This is a genomic window from Arthrobacter humicola, assembly GCF_039531445.1.
GTDB classification, from domain to species: domain Bacteria; phylum Actinomycetota; class Actinomycetes; order Actinomycetales; family Micrococcaceae; genus Arthrobacter; species Arthrobacter humicola.
Map to the genome: position 1 here is coordinate 423,930 of NZ_BAAAQB010000041.1, position 22,556 is coordinate 446,485.

The 22,556-nt window shown below is 69.0% G+C and carries 15 protein-coding genes; 2 read left to right on the top strand and 13 right to left on the bottom strand.

All coding sequences use genetic code 11. The features are described from left to right. Positions 1-591: 591 nt before the first annotated feature. Positions 592-1,659 carry a quercetin 2,3-dioxygenase gene (locus ABD243_RS18575; protein ID WP_344367827.1) on the top strand — a complete coding sequence of 356 codons (1,068 nt, stop codon included), beginning with the start codon at positions 592-594 and terminating at the stop codon, positions 1,657-1,659. A 159-nt stretch (positions 1,660-1,818) separates the two neighbouring features. On the opposite strand, the gene ABD243_RS18580 is transcribed toward ABD243_RS18575, so the two are convergent. From ABD243_RS18580 to ABD243_RS18640, 13 genes are all read right to left on the bottom strand, one after another. Continuing rightward, on the bottom strand, positions 1,819-3,096 hold the full coding sequence (locus ABD243_RS18580) for a DUF3500 domain-containing protein (RefSeq protein ID WP_344367828.1): 1,278 nt from the start codon (positions 3,094-3,096) through the stop codon (positions 1,819-1,821). After that, a complete protein-coding gene (locus tag ABD243_RS18585; protein ID WP_344367829.1) occupies positions 3,074-4,822 on the bottom strand; it encodes an FAD-dependent monooxygenase in 1,749 nt (582 codons plus the stop codon). The genes ABD243_RS18580 and ABD243_RS18585 overlap by 23 nt, the downstream gene beginning before the upstream one ends. Next, positions 4,822-5,688 (bottom strand): fumarylacetoacetate hydrolase family protein, encoded by an 867-nt coding sequence (locus ABD243_RS18590; protein ID WP_344367830.1) that lies wholly within the window; start codon positions 5,686-5,688, stop codon positions 4,822-4,824. The genes ABD243_RS18585 and ABD243_RS18590 overlap by 1 nt, the downstream gene beginning before the upstream one ends. Before the next feature lie 131 nt (positions 5,689-5,819). Next, positions 5,820-6,686, bottom strand: a complete 867-nt coding sequence (locus ABD243_RS18595; protein ID WP_344367831.1) for an alpha/beta hydrolase fold domain-containing protein — start codon at positions 6,684-6,686, stop codon at positions 5,820-5,822. Positions 6,687-6,783: 97 nt separating this feature from the next. Then, positions 6,784-7,761, bottom strand: coding sequence for an alpha/beta hydrolase fold domain-containing protein (locus ABD243_RS18600; RefSeq protein ID WP_344367832.1), 978 nt, complete (start codon positions 7,759-7,761; stop codon positions 6,784-6,786). Beyond that, positions 7,758-9,590 carry a glycoside hydrolase family 3 protein gene (locus tag ABD243_RS18605; protein WP_344367833.1) on the bottom strand — a complete coding sequence of 611 codons (1,833 nt, stop codon included), beginning with the start codon at positions 9,588-9,590 and terminating at the stop codon, positions 7,758-7,760. Before ABD243_RS18605 ends, ABD243_RS18600 begins: the two co-directional genes overlap by 4 nt. Then, positions 9,587-10,618, bottom strand: a complete 1,032-nt coding sequence (locus ABD243_RS18610) for an alpha/beta hydrolase fold domain-containing protein (protein ID WP_344367834.1) — start codon at positions 10,616-10,618, stop codon at positions 9,587-9,589. The genes ABD243_RS18605 and ABD243_RS18610 overlap by 4 nt, the downstream gene beginning before the upstream one ends. Before the next feature lie 51 nt (positions 10,619-10,669). Further along, positions 10,670-13,234, bottom strand: coding sequence for a beta-glucosidase family protein (locus tag ABD243_RS18615; RefSeq protein ID WP_344367835.1), 2,565 nt, complete (start codon positions 13,232-13,234; stop codon positions 10,670-10,672). 94 nt (positions 13,235-13,328) lie between these two features. Then, a complete protein-coding gene (locus tag ABD243_RS18620) occupies positions 13,329-15,626 on the bottom strand; it encodes an alpha-L-rhamnosidase (protein WP_344367836.1) in 2,298 nt (765 codons plus the stop codon). A gap of 85 nt (positions 15,627-15,711) precedes the next feature. After that, positions 15,712-16,719, bottom strand: coding sequence for an oligopeptide/dipeptide ABC transporter ATP-binding protein (locus ABD243_RS18625; protein ID WP_344367837.1), 1,008 nt, complete (start codon positions 16,717-16,719; stop codon positions 15,712-15,714). Then, entirely contained in the window at positions 16,716-18,857 is a 2,142-nt protein-coding gene (locus ABD243_RS18630; RefSeq protein WP_344367838.1) for a dipeptide/oligopeptide/nickel ABC transporter permease/ATP-binding protein, read from the bottom strand. Before ABD243_RS18630 ends, ABD243_RS18625 begins: the two co-directional genes overlap by 4 nt. Continuing rightward, entirely contained in the window at positions 18,854-19,807 is a 954-nt protein-coding gene (locus ABD243_RS18635; protein ID WP_344367839.1) for an ABC transporter permease, read from the bottom strand. Before ABD243_RS18635 ends, ABD243_RS18630 begins: the two co-directional genes overlap by 4 nt. 61 nt (positions 19,808-19,868) lie before the next feature. Then, positions 19,869-21,422 (bottom strand): ABC transporter substrate-binding protein, encoded by a 1,554-nt coding sequence (locus tag ABD243_RS18640; protein WP_344367840.1) that lies wholly within the window; start codon positions 21,420-21,422, stop codon positions 19,869-19,871. A 250-nt stretch (positions 21,423-21,672) separates the two neighbouring features. Here ABD243_RS18640 and ABD243_RS18645 point away from each other — a divergent pair, with 250 nt between their 5' ends. Then, positions 21,673-22,518, top strand: a complete 846-nt coding sequence (locus ABD243_RS18645; protein ID WP_344367842.1) for an IclR family transcriptional regulator — start codon at positions 21,673-21,675, stop codon at positions 22,516-22,518. The last annotated feature ends 38 nt before the right edge of the window (positions 22,519-22,556 follow it).

The window sequence follows — 22,556 nt, forward strand, 5'->3', positions numbered from 1 at the left end:
GTCGGGTACGTAAATCCTAGGTAAATAGGAGTCAACCGCGCCGCGCGGCCTCCGGCGCAGGGCCGGCGGAATGCCTCTAGAGTGGCGGCCAATGGTCACGGCAGTAGGCCACACGGGTGGCCACCGCCGACGCTGGCGGGATCACCCGGTCCCAGGACGGGACGACGTCGTCATTCCCTCCTGACGGCTCCGTTGCCGCTGCGCGGCTCGCGTCGCCGGAAAACCCGGCCATGGCTAGATCGTTGGACAACGTACCCCCCGGTTTCTTGGCTGGAGGCGCACCGGCTCGCATTACGGACCGCCATGCGCCTCACGTCACCCTATCGGCGGGGACAGACGCCGAAACAGGGACTTATGACCGTATCGGGGAACGCAATCGACGCCTAGGCCACAGGACCGGACAGCTTGAGCCGGACACAAAACCGCCTCAAATCCGGCGTCGAATCATCCCAAGTCCCTCCCCGGAGGTCCGGCCGTGCGGCCGACGACAATGGAAGTGTTTCATCCATTGGAATTGGATGTCGTTCCATCAGGGAATCCGAGGCAGTGTTGTGGACAGACCGCGGTCCACTGACAGGAAAGAAGGAAGCGATGTCCCTCAGCGTTGAGGAAATGAACAAGCAACTCCCGGCGGCCAATGTGCTGCCAGGGGAAGCCGTGCCGTATTACATGGCCTCGGGCGAGGGCGCGCGCTATGAGATCAACGGCCAGCTCGTCACAGTCATCGCCCGCGCGGCGGACACCGGCGGGATCTTCAGCGCCGCCTACATTTCCGGTGGCATGGGCGCCGAATCGCCCTTTGTGAGCCACTCGGTGGAGCACAAGACGCTGTATGTCTTTGACGGAATCCTGCACGTCTGGCTGCCCGGCGAAAGCCGCATCCTGACGCCCGGGGACTCCGTGGTGATCCCGCCGGGAACGCCGCACGCGTACCGGATGGCCAGCCACTACACCCGGTTCCTGAACTGGATGACCCCCGGCGGTGCAGAGGCATACTACGAACGCGTCGGCACGCCCATTGATTCGCACGTCCCGCCGGTCACGGCCGGCCGCAGGCTCAGCCTGCGCGAGTGTGCCGAGGTGGGCGCCGAATTCGGCATCACGTTCCCCGACGTCGAGCGGGTGGCACCGTCCTTCAGGCAGGACGCCGGACTCCCGGCCGCCCAGAGCCCCTACTTCCTCAGCGCCGGAGAAGGCGAGCGCATGGTGAGTTACCAGACCATGTTCACGTACCTGTCCCGGCCGGCGAATACAGGATCGAACTATTTTGCCGTCCACACCAAGGGCGCCAAGTCTCCGTATATTCCGCTGCATTTCCACGAACAGCACACGGAAAACTTCCTCTGCACCGAGGGCCGGATGTGGATCTACGCCAACGGTCGCGAGGTCCTGCTCACCAAGGGCGATTTCCTCCACGCTCCGGCGGGAACCATCCACTCCTTCGCGTTCGATTCCCACAACACCCAGATGGTCGGGTTCCTCACCCCGTCGGTCTTCAACGGCTTCTTCGAGTACTTCAACAAGCCCACCGAGGACTACATGTACACCGAGGGCGGCGAACCCTACATGGACATGGAGGGCTTCGGACGGGCCCAGGCCGAGATGGACCTGACCGTGGTGGGTCCCCCGCCCCAGCGCCGCGCAGCGCTGGATATCTGACCGCCGGAGATCACAACGTACGACGGCGGCGGCCTGCGGTTCACGCTGCGGACCGGAGACAGCTATGGCCCGGACTTCCTGAGGAAGTCCGGGCCATCGGCGTTCCCGCCCTCACGATAGTTTCCGATATCGCATGCTGGGGTTCGGGCGGGGGACAGATCAGCGAGCGCGCTGATGCTCCGGCACAGCCGCCCGGTCCGCGACCCGGAGCGCCTGGCGGACCAATGCGCGTCCGTAGTCGTTGCCGTTCGGCGTCCGCATGACGGTGTGCATGTGGAACGGAGCCGGGGTGTCGTTGCTGAGGAAGACTCCTGCGTGGTGGTCCAGTTCCATGATCAGCACGGGGCTTTGCAGCCGGAAGTAGAAGGCGTCCTCCGATTCCCAGCCACCGATCCAGCAGAACCATGTCTCGTCCCAGTGGGCCGCGATCTCCCGCCGGCGGGCCATCCGCGGCCCATCCGGGAGGAGCGCGATGAAGTCTTCCACGAGCTCGTCCAGGATCGTGCGGGCCGCGGCCGGCATCGCGCTGACCGGGATGCCCTCGTAGGGGATCACGCGGTTGTCCTGGAAGCACCCGGCCAGGTGCCGTTCGTCCCCGGGGTGCAGGCGGCCCTCGGGCATGGCCGGGTCCTGCATGTCGGCGAAGACCGTGGCTTTGTCCCGTAGGGGCCCGGGCAGGGACGCCATGAGCCGCCGCGCCAGGGCGATCCGCTCCTTGAAGACCTTCACGCCCTGGTGCGGGCCGGCGTCGATGCTGTCCGGTTCCGCGCCAAGGAACACTGGCGAGACCACGAGCTGGGTCCCTGCCACAAGAACGTTGAGCGCCACGTGGTGGCCGAAGAGCTGCCAGCCCCACGGCGCCGTCTCGGACGGTTCCCCGTACAGGGCGAAGTTGTAGCTGTACTCGTTCATGAGCGCCGGCAGCTCCACGAGCTCGCCGAGGAACCCGTTGATCCGCATGAGGTTCCGCACGAGCTCAAGCCCTGCCGGGCTGAGGCTCGCTTGCAGGACCGCCAGGATCAGCCCACGCACGTCCGGGTCCAGCTCGTCCAGCCGCAGTCCCGTGTCGTGCTGCATGAATTCCGGGTTGGCCCAGCTTTGCCATTCGTGGGCGTCCACGCCATAACAAAGCTGACCGGTCTGGTCCGGCGTGAGGATCTCCAGCAGCTTCCTCGCCGCCGCCACCATCGCGGCCACGGGCGCTTCCTCCCCCGCCGGCGCGGGCTTGAGCGGGTACAGCCCGGGACGGACGACGCCGTCGCTGGTCACCCCCTTAAACGGCTGCGGATAGAGGATCTCCCAGCCCCGGATCATGGGCCCGGCGAAGGAGTCGGTCTTCGCCGCCTCGGCATAGCCGCGGGCATCAAGGCCCCGGATCTGCGCCACCCGCGGGTGGTCGGGCGGGTAGAGATAGTCACGGAAGGACGGCTCGGACACGCGAACTCCTGTCTGGGTCTTGGGAAGGTGTTGCCAGCGGCCAGCCCGCGGCCACGCCAATGGCTGCGGCGGCCCCTGCCGGGTCGGTCCCCCGCCAGGCGATGTGCTGGTCCGGCCGGACCAGCACCGCGTCGGCCTGCCAGTGCGTGGACATGGCGGTCCCGAGCTGGTCGGGGCCGACGGCGACGACGGCCAGCGGAATGCCGCGCACCGCGGCGGCAGCCGGGACTGCTGCGTAGGCCTGCCCGGCCGTGCGGCCGCCCAGGCTTTCGCGGTCCACGAGGAGGGTGAAGCCCGGATCCAGCAGGTCATACAGCGATGTCGTCGCATCGAGCCAGGCATGCGGGAGCAGCGCTCCCGGACTCGCGGAGGGGACATAGGCGACGGGGTCCTCGGCCGGGACCGGCAGGCCGTCCGGAACCACCAACGGCGAGGAGCCGTAGCCGTAGCCGAGCACGAGTCCGAGCGAGTCGAACTCACTTTGCTTGACGGCCAGTGCGTCCCTGGCCACCTGCCGGGCCGCTGCACCGTCCGCACCGTCCAGGCCCAGGGCCGGGTCCGCGAAGTGGTACGCGAGCGCCTGCCCGTTGGCCGCGGCGTCCCGGATGGTCCGGGCCGCCACGGGACGCCGTTCCAGCTCGTAGCTGCCCGGCAGGGCGGGGCCGGCCCAACCGTCGAGGACGGCGGCGATCTTCCAGGCCAGGTTGGCGGCGTCGCCGATGCACGTGTTGAAGCCGTGGCCGCCCCACGGCGGGTTCAGGTGCGCCGCATCGCCGACCAGGAACACGCCGTCGTGCCCGTACCCCGGGGCGAGCAGCATGCGCGCGGTCCACGGATCGGTGGCGATGATCTCGACGTCGACGTCGGTTCCCACGAGGGAGCGGACCAGGCTTCCGGCGTCGGGGGATGCGCTGCCGTCAACGCCCTGGATGATCGCCCACCAGGTGCTCCCGAGGTCTAATCGTCCCACCATGCCCGACACGTCCGGGCCCAGGACCCAGTACTGGACCGCCGGATCGAGCGCGATCGCGGCGGCGAGGTTCTCGGAGCGGAATAGGACACTGATGTTGGAGAGCTCGGCGGAGCCGCCGTCCAGGCGGATGTTCAGGCGCCGGCGCACGGTGGAGGAACCGCCGTCTGCCGCGGCGACGAAGCTGCAGTCGATGGCCCTGCGCCGCCCCGTCGCGTCGGACACCGCCACGCGCGAGCCGAAGCGCCGCGGACCGAAATTCCGGGTTCCGTTGCCCTGGTTGATGTCGAGGTCCTCAACGCTCAGGCCGGTCAGCAGCGTGATGAGCGGGGATTCGGCGACCGCTTCCCGGAGCACGGCTTCCATCACGGGCTGCGGGACCTGCTGACCGCATTCCGGCTGGGGGCCGTAGCGGCCGGGGGCCAGCTGGAACGCCTGGCGGAACCGGGTAATTTCGTGACCGGTGAGGGCCGAGCAGAAGATGACGTCCTGGGCGTACCCGACGGGCAGCGGGGCGGCATTGCGGAGTTTGTCTGCCAGCCCGAGCCGGCGCAGGTGGGTCATGGTCCGTGCGTTGGTGGTCTTGGCCCGCGGCCTGTCGGGGTCGATGCCGATCCGCGGCTCGATCACGACACTCGCGATGCCACGGTGCGCCAGGTCCAAGGCGAGGAACAGCCCGCTGGGTCCCCCGCCGGCGATCAGCACAGGCGTCTGCTCCGGCAGGTCAGCCAGGGCCGCGTTGTCTACGGCGGTCATCAGGCCCGTGCCCGCAGTGAGGGGCCGCCCACGGGCGTAGTCAGCGTTCCCAGCGTGTCGATCTCGACCTCAACGGTGTCGCCGGGCTGCAGGAGCCACGGCGGGGTGCGTACGTAGCCCACGCCCTCCGGGGTCCCGGTGGCGATGACGTCTCCGGGATGCAGGGTGAACGTCTGGCTGATCAGCGCGATGATGGCCGGCACGGAAAAGATCATGTCCCGGGTGTTGCCGTTTTGGACTTCTGCGCCGTTCACCCGGGTCCGGACCTGGAGGCCCTCGCGGAGGTCTCCGGCCTCGTCATGGCTGACCAGCGGGCCGAGGGGCCCGCTGAAGTCGCCGTTCTTGCCCAGAGTCCACTGCGAAGTGAGCTTCTGGGCCCGGCGCGCGGTGAGGTCGTTGAACGTGGAGTAGCCGAAGACGGCCTCCGCGGCGGTGGCCTCGTCGGCGGATTCCACGCGCTGGCCGATGTAGGCGGCAACTTCGCCTTCCCAGTCCAGTCCGGCTTCGCCCGAGGGGACGGGGACCGGTACGTTTCCAACCGAAAGAGACGCCGTCCAGCGCCCGAACAGCGTGGGGTAGGGAGGAAGTTCCTGGTCTTTGTAGCTGCCTTCCGCGGCGTGGGCCTTGTAGTTCAGGCCGACACAGATCACCCTGGCTGAAGCCGGCACCAGCGGGACCTCGGTGACGCTGCCGCGCTCAAGCGAGCTGCCGGACCCCAGCGCGCCAGCAGCTAAGGAGAGCGCTTTTTCCTGCCAGCCGGCGGCATCCGCCCAGAAGTCCTGAACGGTAGCCAGCGGAAAGACCCGCGAATCCGCCAGGGCAGCGACCCATGCCGCGCCGTCGTGGGTTATGCCTATGTACTGCATGTGGAGGGCCTTTCGGGTTCCGCCCGGACGGGCGCGGTGATGGAAATGGTGATCTGTAAAAATCGGCACGGCAAAGCTGCGCGGGGTGCGGGCCGAAGCCTGCACAGCGCGGCGACGCGGGAACGGTGGTGTCAGGGAACGTGCGACTGGCGGAGGAAGAAGTCCACCGTGGCGTCCATGGCTTTCTCCGCGGCCGCCTGGCTGTGATCGGGCAGGATCCACATGTGGTCCGAGTCCTCGATCAGGAGGAGTTCGACGTCGGCGCCGGCGGCTTCCAGCGCCGCCGCGAGGGATGTGGACTGGGCCGCGGGCACGAAGCGGTCCGCGGTCCCGTGGACCAGGAGGAACGGCGGCGCCGCCGGTGACACGTAGATCACGGGGCTGGCGGCCGCGGCTTTGCCGGGAGCCTCGGCCAGGACCGCACCGATGAGCAGTTCCTCGCGGGACCCGGGGTCGTCGGCGCGGGCGACGGCGTTGGGCAGGCATTGTTCGCCCATCCGGGGCAGGTCCGCGGGAGCGTACCAGGCGGCCACGGCTGCGACCTCGCCGGGAGTGTCGCCGTCGGCGCCTGCTGGGGCGTCTCCGGGTGCGAGTCCCACGAGGCTGGCCAGATGTCCGCCCGCGGAGTCGCCCCATGCGTAGATCCGGTCCGGATCCACGCTGTAGTCCTGCGCATGGTCCCGGAGCCAGTGCACGGCGGCCTTTGCGTCTTCCAGCTGCGCCGGGAACTGTGCGGTCGTGCTGAGCCGGTAGTCGGCCGAGACCACGACGAACCCCGCGTCCGTGAGCCGCCGGAACGGGCTGAAGCCGAAGCCGTCCAGCACCGGGCCGAGCGAGGACCGCTCCCCCGCCCGCCAGCCGCCGCCGTGGAAGTGCACGATGGCCGGGAAGCCTTTCCCGGTGTGTTCTGCGGAGGGCAGATAGACGTCCAGCAGCAAAGGTGCGGAGGCTTCGGGGCAGGCGAACTCGATCCCCTTCAGGACCTGTTCTGCTGTCATCTTCGGCTCCTTCTGCTGCTTGCCGGCGTTTCTCGATGTTCCGGCGTCTTCATCAAGGGTGTCTGATGCCCGTCTGCCCCGGCACCAGGCATTTCAATCATTGGAACGGCTTTGCCTGTATGAGTGCCGTCGCCAGGAACGCGAGGCCGTCCTGCACGATCCGGAGCCCCGCGGAGTGGTTCAGGTACCCATGGATGGCTCCTGCCTCGAGGCGGAAATCGACGTCGGTTCCGGCCTGCCGGAGACCGGCCGCGAACGCTTCGGCCGAGTAGCGCAGGTCGTCGTATTCGCAGGCGATGATCGCCGCGGGTGGCAACCCGGAGGGGTCCGCGTTCCCGGGCATGGCATAGGACGACGCCATAGCGACGGGTCCGCCGATGTAGTTCTCCACCAACGCGCGGCAGTCATCCGGCGTGAACCGCAGGAGCCGCGGGAGCCCCTCGAGCACGTCCGCGGTGCCGTCGGCTCCGGCCATGCCACCGGGCGCGGGCAGTTCGGCGTGCAGGAACGGGTACGCGAGGAGCAGCCGGGCCGGCAGCGGCAGTCCGGCGTCTTTGAGGTAGAGCGCGGCGCCCACGGCGAGGTTGCCGCCGGCACTGGCGCCGCCCAGGCACACCCGGCCGGCGTCCGCGCCGAGCTCCGCGGCGTGCTCCACGGTCCAGAGCCAGGCGGTGAGGACGTCCTCGTGCGGTACGGGGAAGTGCACGCCGTCGCGGGCAAGCCGGTAGTCCACCGAGATCACCGCACCGCCGCTCCGGGCGGCGACTTCCCTGGCCAGCTGGTCGGCTTCGCGCATGTCGAGCCCGCCGCCGGCAAATCCGCCGCCGTGCATCCAGACGAGTGCTGGAGCGTCGGCATGGCCAGGGGCACCACCGTAGATCCTGAGCGGGACGGGCCCGTTTGGTCCGCGGGCCTCAACTTCCCGGACGCGGACGTCGGGCGCCTCATAGGGCAGGCTGCCGGCGCTGAAAGCCTCGAGCCGGTCCTGGCCGCCGGGTTGGGCCAGGAGCTCGGAGAACGACCCCGCGCCGGCCAGGTGATGGAGCGCGCCGGCGAGGTCCGGATCCAGGGTCATGGCCGGCGCCCCGCCATAGGCTCAGCGCCGGGCAGCGGAACCCGCGCGCCGGCGGCGTCTCCGAAGGCGGCGTCTCCCGCGGCCGGCAGGGACAGTCCGTGGCCGTAGCGGAAGACGGGGTCTTCGGTATCGAACGGCATGTCCTCCCGCGAGGCCTCCACGGCAGCCATGGACCGCGGGAGGTCAAAGGGCAGCCGGCCCTCCGGCACGGCACGCCCGGTGATGATGTCCGCGAGTGCGTCGGCGTCGGATCCGTAGTTGGCCAGCAGGGCCGCGGCGTGTTCGGCGAGTTCGGGCAGGACGGCGGGCCGTTCGAGGTTGATGTCGATCACCGTGGGTACGGCCTGGCAGATGGCGGTGACACGCTCGATCTCCTCCGGCGCGAAGGCCAGGTTGCCGCAGTGGAAGAAGGATTCGAAGCCCTCGCCACGCACTTCGAACGGGGTGCGCAGCCGGAGAATCGCGAGGTCCGCGGCCTCCGGCGTCGGGACGGCGATGAAGCCCGGCCCCAGGTCCCCGGCCGTGAGGCCTTCGAGGTAGACCCTCGCCCCTTCGGTCAGCGGCAGGGTCGGGACGCCGTCGACGTCCTTGTTGGTGAGGAGTGTGTAGGACCGGCGCTGCATGGCCCGCCCGGCCGCCCGGAATTGCGGGGTTCCCACCGAGGTGTCGGCGGCGGCCGCGTCCACCAGGGGATTCTCGAACAGCCCCAGGAGGAATTTCTCCTCCAGCAGCTTGCGGACGGAGACGTCCAGCCGGTGCTCGCTGAGCTTCCCTGCCCGGACAGCGCCGGTCATGAGTTCAACGCAGCTTTCGCCGCCGATCTGGTCCACACCGGCGTCCAGCGCCTTAAGCAGCCGCTCCTCGGGGGTCAAATGTTCCACGCCCCATGCCCGGGCCGGGAAGACCCTGCCGAAAATATCCCCGTCGGTGAGGATGCCCCAGTCCGAGCACACGATGCCGCCGAAGCCGAGCTCTTCCCGCAGGAGTTCCGTGAGGATGCGCTTGTTGAAGGCGAAGCCCACTTCCTCGTATTCGGTCCCGACCGGCATGCCGTAGTAGGGCATGACCTGGCGCGTGCCGGCGTCGACGGCTGCCCGGAAGGGCAGCAGGTGGTAGTCGAAATTGCCGCCGGGATAGACCTGTTCGCGGCCGTAGCTGAAGTGCGGGTCCTCCCCGTTGAGCTGGGGGCCGCCCCCGGGGAAGTGCTTGGTCATGGTGGACACGGACTCCGTCCCGAACGTCTCGCCTTGGAAGCCGCGGACGTAGGCGCCCACCAGGTCCGCGGCGAGCTCGGCGCTCTCGCCGAACGTGGCGGCACCGCGGGACCAGCGCGGTTCGGTGAAGACGTCAACCTGGGGGTGCAGCGCGGCCCGGATGCCCACCGCGCGGTACTCCTGCCGGGCGACATCGGCAAACTCCTCCACGGCGTCGGGGTCCCCGACGGCAGCGAAGCCGAGCGCTTCGGGCCACTGGGAGAACGGGCCGGCCAGGGCCCCGGTGCCCGGGTTGTCCGTGTAGGCGTGGCGCGGGTCGGTGGAGAGTGTGACCGGGATGCCCCAGCCGGTTTCCGCGGCGATCCGTTGGATGCTGTTGTGCCATTCGGCGAGTTCCCGGGCCTGGGTAGCGGCGCCAATGATGTTGAAGTGGTTGATCCGGCGCTCGCGGATCAACTCCTCGGCCGGGCCTGTGCCGAGCGCGAACGGGAGCGCGCCGTGGAACATCAGGCCCGCCTTGTCCTCGAGCGAGAGCCGGGACAGGAGGTCCTGGACGCGTTGCCCGACGGGCAGGGCGGCGTCCTGGTAGGGGTAGCGGGTGGTGGCGGGGGTCATGGCTGGCTCAATTCGTTGGAGAGGAAAGTGACGGCGGCGTCCAGGATGCTGTCGATCCGGTCTTCCGCGCCGAAGAAGCAGTGGTCTGCGCCGTCGACGACGACGACCTCGTTGCGGATGCCCGCGGCGTCAAGCGCCTGCGAGAGGATCATGCTCTGGGACAAGGGCACGAGAGCGTCGCTGTCGCCGTGGATCAGCAGGAACGGCGGCGCGTCTGCGCTGACGTGGCCCAGCGGGCTGGCGGCCTCCAGCAGCTCCGGGTCGCCGGAGCCGCCAACGAGCATGGGTCCCGGTTCCAGGCTCATCCCGGCCGGTACGGCGGCAACCATGGGGCCGGCAAGGAGGCCGTCCGGGAGCTGCATCGGGGGCATGAGGGGCAGCGAAGATACCCCATAGAAGTCCACGACGGCGGAGACCGCGCTGGAGGGCCCCTGCGCCCCGATCCCGCCTTCGAGGTCTTCCCGGCCGGCGGTCAGGCCCAGCAGTGCCGCCAGGTGGCCGCCCGCCGATTCGCCCCAGGCGCCGATCCGGTCCGGATCGATCCCCAACTCCCGGGCGTGTGCGCGGAGGTAGCGCACCGCCGCTTTCAGGTCATGCAACTGGGCCGGGAAGGCTGCTTCGAGGGCCAACCGGTAGTCGACGGTCGCACAGGCGATCCCTGCCGCGTTGAGCCGGGAGAAGACCGAATTCACGGGGAACGTGGGCGGCAGCTCACGCCGGTCGCCCAGCTGGAAGGCGCCCCCGTGAACCCAGAGCACCAGTGGCACCGGACTCTTAGCCTTGCCGCCGTGCCCGCCGGTCCGCGGAAGCCAGATGTCCATGGCCAGCGGACGGAACCCGATAGTCCTGACGTAGCTGACTTCCCGGTGCACGTCGGAGATCGCGGACACTTGGACGGCCGTGCCCGGGCCATCGAAGGCAGGGAAGGCGGGACCCGCGGCTCCGGCCAGGGGTGCCGCTCCGGCCGGGGGTGCCGGAGCGTCGGGGCTTCCTGCCATTTCGCTTGCTACGGTTTCAGTAGTGGTCATGCTGCGCTCCTGATGAGGTCGGGGTGGTTCACGGCTGCAAACCGTGTTCAGTTATGGGCGGGGACGGTCACTGGCGGGAACGGGCGCTGCCGGGCTAGTGGATGCTGCGAGGGTGACGGACACGGCGAGGGGTCCGGACAGCGCGGCCGGCGCGGCCCCGGCGTGTTCGGCCGGCGCGATCCTGAAGGTGGTCGCCTCGTCGCACCAGCCGCGTCCGGCGTTCCAGTGCTGGAAGGTCCGCCGGGGCAGCGTCACCGTGATCTCCCGGCGTTCCCCGGCCGGGATGGGGGCCGTCGCGAAGCCGGCCAGCCAGAAGTCAGGGCGTTCCACGGCCGATTCCGGGGCGTCGGCGTAGATCTGGGCCAGATATTTTCCGGCCCGGGACCCGGTGTTGCGGACGGTCAGCACGGCCTGGAGGTCGTCCCCGGGCGCCGGTGCCCCGAGCAGCCTGAACCCGTCCACCGCGAACGTGGTGTAGCCGAGGCCGTGGCCCAGCCAGTACGCCGGGGCGGCGGGCTGCCCGGTTTGACTGGCGTGCGTGGCTTGTCGGGCCCAGCCGCGGTATCCGACATGGAGCCCCTCCGTGTACTCGAGCCGACCGTGCCGCGGGCGGGTGTCCCGGACCGGAGCGTCAGCTAGCGCGGCCGGCCAGGTGGTCGGCAGGTGCCCGCCGGGTTCGGTGTCGCCGAACAGCACGTCGGCCAGGGCGTTGCCGAATTCCATGCCCGGGAACCAGACCAGCAGAACGGCGGCGGCGTCGTTGCGCCAGGGCATTTCGACGGGGGCACCGGCGTTGACCACCACCACCGTGCGCGGGTTGGCCGCGATGACGGCGCGGACCAGGTCATCCTGCCGGCCCGGCAGCGCAAGGGATGTCCGGTCGAAGCCCTCGCTTTCGACGCCGCCGGAAGTCCCCACCATGACGACGGCGACGTCCGCGGCACCTGCTGCGGCAGCGGCCTTGGCAATCTCGAGGTCGGCCGGCCCGCGGGGTTCGTCGACGGCCAGCCCCACGCGGAACAGGGCGGCATCCGGATGCCAGGTGTAACGCAGCGTGAGCCGCACCGGCTCCCCCGCCGCCAGTTCGACGTCGGCGGCTTCCTCCGGCGCGCCGATCAGCACGGCCTCGATGTCCGCATAGCGGTGGCGCGAATCCGCGGCCGCCACGCTCTCCCCGTTGACCTCCAGGGTGGCGTGCCCAATAGCTTTGAGACCCAGCTTCCAAAGGCCGGAAACCTGCGGGGTGAAAATTGTTTCGATGTCGACGGCGGTGGCGCCGTCAGGGATGGCCCCGGCGCCCCGGGTGAGGGTGGTGCGGGGACCGTATTCCTCCGCGAGGGTGCCGGCGGCTCCCCGCCAGGTTAGCCGGACGCGCCGTTGCCCCGAGCCCGGCGCGCGGCCCGGCGCCTGGCCCGGCGCGTGACATTCGGCGTCGCGGGGTTCGCGAAGGCCGTCGGAGAGCCAGGCACCCTGGACCGTGGTGAGCTGAGCGCCGTCGCCGAGCCGGGCACGCAGGCCGGCAGCGGGCGCTACCGTGTAGGACGGGAACACCGATGCGCTGCCGCCGCCCTGGGTCCGGGGGTCCATGGCCGCCGGGCCGATTACGGCGAGGGACGTGATGTCGCGGGGTGCGAGCGGGAGGATGCGGTCGTGGTTTTCCAGGAGCACGAATCCTGCCGCCGCGGCCTCGCGTGCGACGGCGGCTCCGGCTTCAGGTCCGGCCTTGGGTTCCGCCGGTTCCTGCCGGCGGCCCTCCTCCACGCGCCGGCCCAACGTGAGCAGCCGGCGCACCTTCCCGTCGATCACGGCCTCGGGGACCAGCCCGGACGCGTTGGCTTTCACCAGCGGGTCGCCCCACAGTTCTTCCGGTCCCGGCATGGCGAGGTCCGTGGCGGACAGGGCCGAGTCCACGGTGGAGTACACCGCATGCCAGTCGGACACCACGGCGCCGTCGAATCCCCACTCGGTCTTGAGCGGGTTCTCTGTGAGGGGATTTTCGGTCATGGGCTTGCCGTTGACGCCGTTGTAGGCCGCCATGATCATCCACGGCCGGGCCTGTTTGACCACCCGTTCAAACGGTGCGAGGTACACCTCATGCAGGGTCCGTTCGTCGATCAGGTTGTTGACGGTCATCCGTTCGGTCTCCGCCTCGTTGGCGACGAAGTGCTTGGGGCAGGCACCAATGCCCTGGCCCTGGATTCCGTCGACATAGGCGGCTGCCAGTTCACCGGTGAGGAGCGGGTCCTCGGACAGGCATTCGAAGTTACGGCCGGCCAAAGGGGATCGGTGCAGGTTCATGGTGGGTCCGAGCACCACGTCCACCTCCTGCCGCCGTGCCTCGGCGGCCAGCAGCCTGCCCACCCGGGCCATCAGCCGCCGGTCCCAGGAAGACGCCAGGCATGTGGCGGACGGCAGGTTCACCGAGCCGGCGGCCTCGTTGTCGCGGTGGCCCCGGACCCCCACGGGTCCGTCGGACACGGTGATCTTCGGCAGGCCGAGGCGCGGCTCGGCGTGGGTGAACCACAGGCCGGAGCCGCTCAGGAGCCGGATCTTCTCAGCCACCGGAAGGGTGCGGATCGCGTCGTCGACGTCGGCGTCAAAGCTCGTGGAGGTCATTCTTTAGTGCTCCTGATCGTGGGGTGTCTTCAATTGCCAGCCTGTTTTCCCGTCGGCGGGGTGGATAACGGACTTACGAAGCGACGGCCGCTGCCTACACCGCGGCGGACGTCAGTCGGTGCGCGCCGGCACCCACGGTGCGGGAGTCCTGTCCCGGCAGCCGGATCTCCGCCTCCACTCCGTCAGGGATCATCGCGTCGAGTTCCAGCGCGCCGTCCGCCGACGTCCGCCACTCGACAGCGATGGTGCCGTGCGGGCTGCGGAGGCTGGTCTTGGCCCAGTCGATGCCGCTTCCCGGCACGGGCGCGATAAGCACCTTGGAGTAGCCGGGGGCCAGGGGCCGGATACCGCCCACATACTTGTGCAGCCAATCGGCGATGGCACCGAGCGCGTAGTGGTTGAAGCTCGTCATCTCGCCGGGGTTGATGGTGCCGTCGGGCAGCATGGAATCCCACCGCTCCCAGACGGTGGTAGCTCCCATGGTTACCGGGTACAGCCACGACGGGCACTCCTGTTCCAGCAGGAGCCCGTAGGCCTCCTCGATGTGTCCGGTATCGGCCAGGGCGCCGGTGATAAACGGGGTTCCGGCGAAGCCCGTGGAGATGCGGTACTGGTTGTTCCGCACCAGTTCGGCGAGGCGGGTGCCGGCAAAGTCCCGCTGCTGGCTGGTCTGCAGGACGTCGAAGGCGATGGCCAGGGCGTAGACGGTGGTGCAGTCGCTACGGATCGTGCCGTCTGCGGCAACGTAGTGGGTGTTGAAGGCCGCTTTGACCCGTTCGGCGAGGCGGCCGAACGTGGCGGCGTCGGCGTCGTGCCCCAAGAGCGCAGCCGTAGCCGCCGTGATCGACGCCGTGCGGTAAAGGCATGCGGTGGCGACGACGCCGGTGTCCGCCTTCGCGGCCCACGGCTGGTCCGGCGCGGCGTCCGGGTCCAGCCAGTCGCCGAACTGGAAGCCTTCATCCCAGAGTCCGGCGGGCGATAGCAGGCCTTCCACCCGGCGTGTGTGAGAAGCCATCGAGCCATACTGGTCCTTGAGCACGGTGTCGTCGCCATAGGCCTCCCACAGCGCCCAGGGCACCCACACGGACGCATCGCTCCAGATGGCCGAGGATTCCGGTGCCGGGAATTCCGGTGGCTGGGGGCAGTACTTCAGCGCGTCCGGCACTGTGATGGGAACGAGCCCGCCGGCGGCTTTTTGTTCTGCGGCCAGGTCCAGCAGCCAGTCCTGAAGGAATCCCTTGACGTCGTAGAGGAAGGCGGCCGTCGGGGCGAATACGGCGATATCTCCGGTCCAGCCGAGCCGTTCGTCGCGCTGCGGGCAGTCGGTGGGGAGGTCCAGGAAGTTTCCCTTCAGGCCCCAGACGATGTTGTGGTGCAGCTGGTTCACCAGCGGGTTGGAGCACTCGAAACGGCCGGTGCGTTCAAGCGCGGAGTGCACCGCCACGGCCTCAAGGGATGCCGCGGTCAGCTCGCCGGGCCAGCCGGTGACCTCCGCGTAGCGGAACCCGTGGAAGGTCCTGCTCGGTTCGAAGAAGTCCTGGCCGCCGGAGAGGATGAAGGTGTCGGTGGCCGCGGCCGAGCGCAACGGCCGGGTCCCCAGCTCGCCGTCTTCCAGTACTTCGGCGTGGCGCACTGTGATGGTGGTGCCGGCCTCGCCCTGGACGGTGAAGCGCAGCCAGCCCACCAGGTTCTGGCCAAAGTCCACCAGTGTCTTGCCGCCCGGTGAGGTGAAGATCTCCACCGGTTTGAGGACCTCGTTGCGCACCACCGGCGGCCCGACGGGGTCTGCCAGGCGGTCGGCGTCGAACTCCAGCTCGTGGACCCCGACCCAGGTGCCTGACCGCGCGCCGGCCGGCGCAGCGGCGCCGGTGTCGAACCCCGGCCGGGCCCAGCCCTCCGGTTCCCGCCGAGCGTCAATGGCCTGTCCGTCGTAGAGGTCGTTGGCCGTGGTCGCGGACGGCCCCGACTGCCAGGACGGGTCCGAGGCAATCGTCTGGACGTGGCCGTCGGCGAATTCGATGTCCAACTGACCGAAGAAGCCCAGCTCATCGCCGTACAGACCCGATTTGCCGTGCCAGGCCAGGCGTCCGCGGTACCAGCCATTGCCAAGCGCAACGCCGATCACCGTGTCGGGTTCCACGAGCGCGGTCACGTCGTAGCTGCGGTAGCGCAGGCGCCATTCATAGGAGCTCCAGCCGGGGCTGAGAACGTCATCGCCGACCGGGACGCCATTGATCTGTGCCTCGTAGATTCCGAAGGCGGTGGCCCGCAGCTGCGCGGTCACCACGGGGCCGTGGCCCTCGTCGAGCCGGAATTCCTTGCGCAGGAGGGGTGCGCCGTCGAAGTCTTGATCGGCGGCGATCATCGTGGCGGACCAGGGTGCCGGGGTCATGTGGTGTCTTCCGTTCTTGTGCTGGTTTTCGTGGGAGGGGCTGAGGGGTGACGCGGGTGGCGCGGCCTCAGGATTCGCGGGCGGCTCAGGCGTAGTGGCAGGCGACGGCCGACATGCCCACCGTCCGCAGGACGGGGCGTTCGGTGCGGCACAGGTCCGTTGCCAGCGGGCACCGCTGGCTGAAGGGGCAGCCGCCGGGCGCGGCGGCCGCGGCTGCCGCGGTCCGGACACCGAGCGCTTCCCGTTTTTGCCGTCGTTCGGCCTGTTCTGCCGGGCGGGGCACGGGCGAGGCCGCCACCAGCGCCTGGGTGAAGGGGTGGTGGGGGGACTCCGTGACGGCGGCGGCGGGCCCGCTTTCCATGACCTGGCCGCGGTAGAGAACCACGACGCGCTGGGCGAGGAACTGGACCACGGAGATATCGTGCGCGATGAAGAGGTAGCTCAGTCCCCGTTCGTCCCGGAGGTCGGCAAGAAGGTTCAGCACTTGGGCCTGGGTCGAGAGGTCTAGCGCGCTGACCGCTTCGTCGCACACTACGAGCCTCGGTTCGCAGATCAGTGCCCGGGCGACGGCGATCCGCTGCCGCTGGCCGCCGGAAAACTGACCGGGATAGCGGTCCACGGCCTCGCGGGGAAGTCCCACCCGCACCAGCATGTCCTCGGCGCGCTGCCGCGCTTCCCCGGCGGCCATGCCACGGATCCGCAGCGGCTCGGCAAGCGACGCGCCGATGGTCTGCCGGGGGTTGAGCGAGGAGTTCGGGTCCTGGAACACGGCCCTCAGCTCCCCGCCAAGTTCGCGGCGCCGTGCCGCGCTGGCATGGGTGACGTCTGTTCCGTTGTACCGGATCGAACCCCCGCTGCACTTCTCCAGCCCCAGAATGGCCTTGCCGATCGTGGACTTGCCGGAGCCTGACTCCCCCACCAGGCCCACGGTTTCCCCGGGCCGGATGCTGAAGCTCACGCCGTCCACCGCCGCCGGCGCGGTGGCGGCCTTCCGGCCCCGGCCGTAACGGACCACCAGGTCCGCCACGTCCAAGAGCTGCTGACCGGGAGCCGGTACCGTTTCGTCCTGCCGTGCTGCCGTTTCGACGCTCATGCCTTATCCCTCTCAACATTGTCCCCCGAAGGAATGTCCCGCGAAGGAATGTCCCGCGAACGAACGTCCAGTACGCGGTGGCCCGGTACGTCGGTGGCCACCCATTCCAGGCCCTCGACGGCCAGTTCATCGGCCTTGACGCAGCGCACCACGCCGTCGTCGGAGCCGGAAGGCACCAGCGGAACCGGCGCCACGCAGGCTGATCCGGCAAACTGGCACCGCGCCATGAACCGGCAGCCGCCCGGCCAGTCCTTGGGCTGCGGGACCTGGCCGTTGATGGTGGCGAGGCGTTCGGGCATGTCCGCGGCGGTGTTGGCGTGCGGGTCGGCGGCCAGCAGCGCCAGGGTGTACGGGTGGCGCGGGTTGTCGAGGATGTTGGCGGTCCGGCCGCTTTCCACCACCTGGCCTGCGTACATGACCGCAACGGTGTCGCAGATGTCCGCGACCACGCCGAGGTCGTGGGTCACCATCACCACGGACATGCCGGTGTCTTTCACCAGGGTCCGCAGCACCGAGAGGATCTCCGCCTGTACCGTCACGTCAAGGGCGGTGGTGGGTTCGTCCGCCACGAGCAGCCTGGGCCGTCCGGACAGGGCCAGGGCAATGGCCACGCGCTGTGCCATGCCCCCGGAGATCTGGTGCGGGTAGGTCCTGAGGATGCGTGCGGCGTCCACGATGCCCACCTTTTCGAGCAGGCCCAGGGCTTCGGCCCGGGCTTCGGCTTTCCCGATGCCGCGCAGACGCCGGACGGTGGAGACGAGCTGGTAGCCCACTGTGAACATGGGGTCCAGTGCCCGCATGGGTTCCTGGGAGATCAGCGCGATGTCCCGCCCCCGGACACCCTCCATCACGCCTTCCGGGGCGCCGGCAAGGTTCCGGCCGTCCCACAGGATCTGGCCGCCGGTGACGGCTACGCCGGAGGGCAACAGGCCGAGCAGGGACAACGCCGTCATCGTCTTGCCGCAGCCCGATTCGCCCACGAGTCCCAGCACGGTCCCCTGCCCGACGTCGAAGGAGACGTCCGTGACCAGCGGCGTGCCGCCGTCGACCCCTACCGAGAGTCCGCGGACGCTCAGGCGGCCTGAAGGAGACGGAACAGCCGGGGCTTCCGGTGCCGCGACGGCGGACGCAGCGGCCCGGCGTCGGCGCTCCGCGGCCGACGGCAGGTGCGAGGCGGATGCATTCGGCGATTTGCCCAGGGCGTTGCCGATCGCGTTGGCCGCGACGACCGTCAGGGCCAGGACCGCGCCGGTGGGGACCATGAGCCACGGGGCGTCGTAGACGTGCTGGGATGCGCCCTGGATCATGCCGCCCCAGCTGGGCTGCGGGATGGGCGGACCAAACCCGATGAAGGCCAAGCCGGCCTGGATGAGCATGCCCACCGCGAAGATGAGGGCGGACTGGACCACGATCGTGTTGCTCAGGCCCGGCAGCACGTGGCGCATACTGATGCCGAGGGCGCTGACACCGTCCACTTTGGCGGCGTCGACATAGAGCTGGGACTGCAGGGCGGTGGCCTGTCCCAGCATCACGCGGTAGATGCCTGCCGAGATGAGGACGCCCAGGATCGCCATGATGACGGGAATGTTCGTACCCACAGCTCCGATGACCGCAAGGATGATGACCGTTCCGGGCAGAGACATCATGATTTCGGTGGCACGGCTGATCACTCCCTCCGTTCGCACTCCCGCGGCGGCCACCATCGCCAGGATGGTCCCGAGCCCGACGCCGACAATCACCGTGATGAGCGATGTCCCCAGGGTGCCGGCGGCCGCGGCGAAAATGCGGCTGAGCAGGTCCCGTCCGAGTTCGTCGGTGCCCAGCCAGTGGGCGGCCGTGGGACCGGACAGGACGGCGGTGAAATCCTGGTCTTCAGTCTTGTACGGCAGCCACCACGGTGCGGTGAGGGAGGCAACCACGAGGGCGACCAGCCAGGTGATGCCTGCCACGGCACCGGGCGAGGCAACCAACCGGCGGGCGGACAAGCGGCGTGAAAACAGGCCGGCGAACGCGGTCCTGGGACGGCGCCCGGGCCGAGCTCCGGCGGTGGTGTCGGTGACTGCGTTTGTAGCTGTATCTTCCGCGTCTGCGGCGACGGGAGCGGGGGCGACGGGAGCGGGGGCAACGGAAGGGATCATGAGGCACGCAACTTCGGATCGAGAAACTTGGTGGCGAGTTCCAGCACCAGGTTCACGGCCACCACCACAACGGTGGCGACCACCACCACACCCTGAACTGACGGGGCATCGTGGGTGCTGACGGAGGTCTGGACTGCCTGGCCGAGGCCCGGCATGGCGAACAACTGCTCGGCGATCACGGAACCGCCGAACAGTCCGATGAACTGCACGGCGATACCGGCCACAATCGGCAGGCTGGCGTAGCGCAGGGCGTGAACGTACAGGATTTTCCACGTGGGAGTGGCCGTTGCCCGGAGGGTCCGGATGTGTTCCTGCTGCAGGGCCTCCAGCATGGATGCCCTGGTCTGGCGGGCGATGAAGGCCGCACCGCCCACGGCGAGCGTGATCACCGGCAGGGCCAGGGACAGGGCCCAGTCCTGGGTTGAAACCTCGAAGGGGACGTAACCGGTGGCCGGAAAGACCGAGGACTGAACGGCGAAGAGGTACACAAAGATGATGCCGATCCAGAAGGCTGGCAGCGCCACGGCCAGGCCGCAGACGGCGCCGACGATCCGGTCGACCATCCCGCCGCGCACGGCGGCCGTCACGCCGAGGGCGATTCCGAGCACAGCGCTCAGGAGCGTGGCTCCGGCGGCCAGGACCGCCGTCACCGGCAGCCTGTTAGCGAGGTCGGCGCTCACTGACCGGCCGTCGATCAGGGACACTCCGAAGTCTCCCTGGGCTGCGCTGCCGAGCCACCGAAAGAACTGGGCCGGAAGCGGATCGGACCAGCCGAGCTTCTCGTTGACCCGATTAATGGCCTCCTGGGACGCGCCGGCGCCGAGGGACACGGCTCCCGGGCTGCCCGGCATTGCATGCACCAGCAGGAACGCCAGGACCGCAACCAGCAGCACGGTGGCCAGCGCCATCAGCAGGCGCTTTGCGACGTAAATCGCCATGATGACCTCCATCGGTCGGGGCCGCCGGACGGCCTTCGCCTGCAAGGTGAAGGCCGTCCGGCAGGGTGGGTGATCAGTTGGCCGGTGCGTAGGACGAGAGCAGCGGGTAGGCGTTCGTGCCGGCGAACTCGACCTGCTTGATCTTCTTGGTGTTGTAGCCCTGGTTGGTGAGGGCCTCATAGAGCGGGATCATCCAGCCGGATTCCACGAGCCGGGTGTTCAGCTTGGTCAGCGCAGCCTTTTGCGCGGCGTCGTCCTTCGCAGCGGCAGCCTCACCGGTGGCGGCGCTGAGCTGGTCGTCCGTGGCCTTCTGGACGTTGGTGAAACCGCTCAGGATCGCGCCGTACATCAGGCCCACCGGGTTGTCCCAGCTCAGCGGCGCGTAGCCCAGCGGAGTGGTGGCGACGGCGGCAAACGCCTCGTCGGTGGACGTCGCCATCTTGACCTGCATGGTGATGCCGACGGCGGCAAGATCCTTCTGGACGGCCTGGAGGTCGGTCTGCGTGGTGGCGCTCGCAACGATGGTGAATTCGAAGCCGTTGGCGTAGCCCGCCTCGGCCAGCAGGCTCTTGGCCTTGGCGGGGTCGTACGCGAACTGCGTGTTCAGCGCCGCCGTGAAGCCGGCCGAATCCTTGGGCAGCGCGTTCCACGCCGCGATGTCGCCCTTGTGCAGGGCATCGACGAGGGCCTGCCGGTTGATGGCGTACTGGAATGCCTGGCGGACTTTTTCGCTCGCGAAGGCCGGCGACGTCTTGCCGGTCTTATCGAAGGAGATCATGGTGTTCACCGTGCCGCCGATCTGGGAGACACCCACGCCCTTGGACTTGGCGAAGTCAACTGTCGGCGAAGTCAGCTGGGCGACGTCCACCTGACCGGAAACGAGGGCATTGGCGCGGGCCTGCGGATCCTGGATGACGCTGAAAACGATCTTGCTGTAGGGGTATTTCGCGGCGTCGGCGCTCTTGTCGTTCTTCTGCAGGACGTATTTGTTGCCCTTCACGGTGGAGGCGTCCAGGGTGTACGGGCCGGAGCCGTCCGGCTTGGCGGCGAGGCTTGCCGTGTCAGCGGCCCCGGACTTGCCGACGATCATGCCCAGGGTGGAGGCCAGGTTCTTCTCGAAGCCCGGCTGCGCCTTGGCAAATGTCAGGGACACCTGGGTGGGGCTGACGACGTCCACGGACGTGACTTCCTGGGCGCCGCCCTTGGCGATGGCCGAGTACGCCGAGAGCGCGGGATCCGTGCGGCGGTCGAAGTTGGCCTTCACCAGCGCGGCGTCCAGTGTGGACCCGTCCGTAAACGTCACGCCCTGCTTGAGCGTCAGGGTCAGTACGGTGTTGTCGGCGTTGTAGCTGAAGCCGGTTGCCAGCCCCGGACCAACAGAGCCGTCCGCCTGGAGGGTCATGAGGTTGTCGTAGAGGCCTTCAAAGAACTGCCGCTGGGCGTCGGAGACCCGCAACGGGTCGAAACCGAAGGACGCACTGTCACTCTCGACGCCGATCGTCAGGGTGCTCTTGTCCACGGCGGAGGCCGCCTGGCCGGAGCCGCCGCAGGCAGTCACGGAGCTGAGCAGCAGGACACCGGCCAGAACGGCCGCGCTCCGTCGGGCGGTGGGGTTCAGAAGTTTCATGTAGTGCGCCTTCGCATTCTCTCTAAAACAACGGGATAGTCGACATCTGGTGTGGGGGCCCGGCGTAGTGCGGACCCGCCCAACGTTGGCGGTCCGGCGGCTGTGCCTCCGGGCCGTTCCGTCAGATGTGCTCGGGTGGACCGGCTCCATCAAGAGTCGTCGGCAGACGCAAGGCCGTCACATGTGAATTTCATTGGTTGAAACACTATTGTGGTGAGCGTCACTGGCGACGAAGAAGGAACGATGACGAATGACGGCACCCGCGGACAGGTTAACGACCGCTGAAAAACCCGCCGCTGCGCGCGGCAAGCGCCCCAAGCAGGGCGAGCCGGTGATCGACCGGGCCCTCAGCCTGCTCGCTGTCTTCACGGACCGCCGTCGGGCGCTGACCTTGTCCGAGCTGGCGCGCTACGCCGACATGCCCGCCCCCACGGCGCTGCGCCTCATCGCCCGCCTGGTCGCCTGGGGCGCTTTGGAACGGCTCGATGACGGCCGCTACGTCGTGGGCGTCCGGCTGTGGGAAATAGCGTCCCTCTCCCCCAGGGGCCATGGCATCCGCGAAATCGCACTGCCCTACCTGGAGGACCTCTTTTCCGTGACCCGGCATCATGTGCTGCTGGCCGTGCGGGACAGGAACGAGGCCGTCCTGATCGAGCGGCTCTCCTCCAAGCAGGCCACGGAAGTGGCCTACCGGGTGGGCGGCCGGCTCCCCCTCCGCTCTACCGCCGTCGGTCTGGTGTTGATGGCCGGCGCGGACGCCGCATTCCAGGAAAAGATCCTGAAGGAGCCGGCAGAGACCGAACCGGGCGTCGCCGCCATGCCGGAAGGCCAGCTGCGCCGCACCCTCTCCGACGTCCACCGGACCGGCATTGCCATGATCCGCCGCTCCGCGCCGTCGCTGACCGTTTCCGTGGCCGCCCCCGTCTTTGATGCCCAGGGCGCCGTGGTGGCCGCACTGTCCATCGTGGTTCCGGACGGGACCACCCCGCCAAATGTCCTGGCTCCGGCCGTGATGGCCACCGCCCGGGCGGTATCTCGAAACCTTGGATTCCGGACGGCCCTGGCCGACGACGTCCGCACCTTGTCCGAGGGCTGAACCGACATCCCCGGCCTTCCAACCATTGGAAGTGCCGG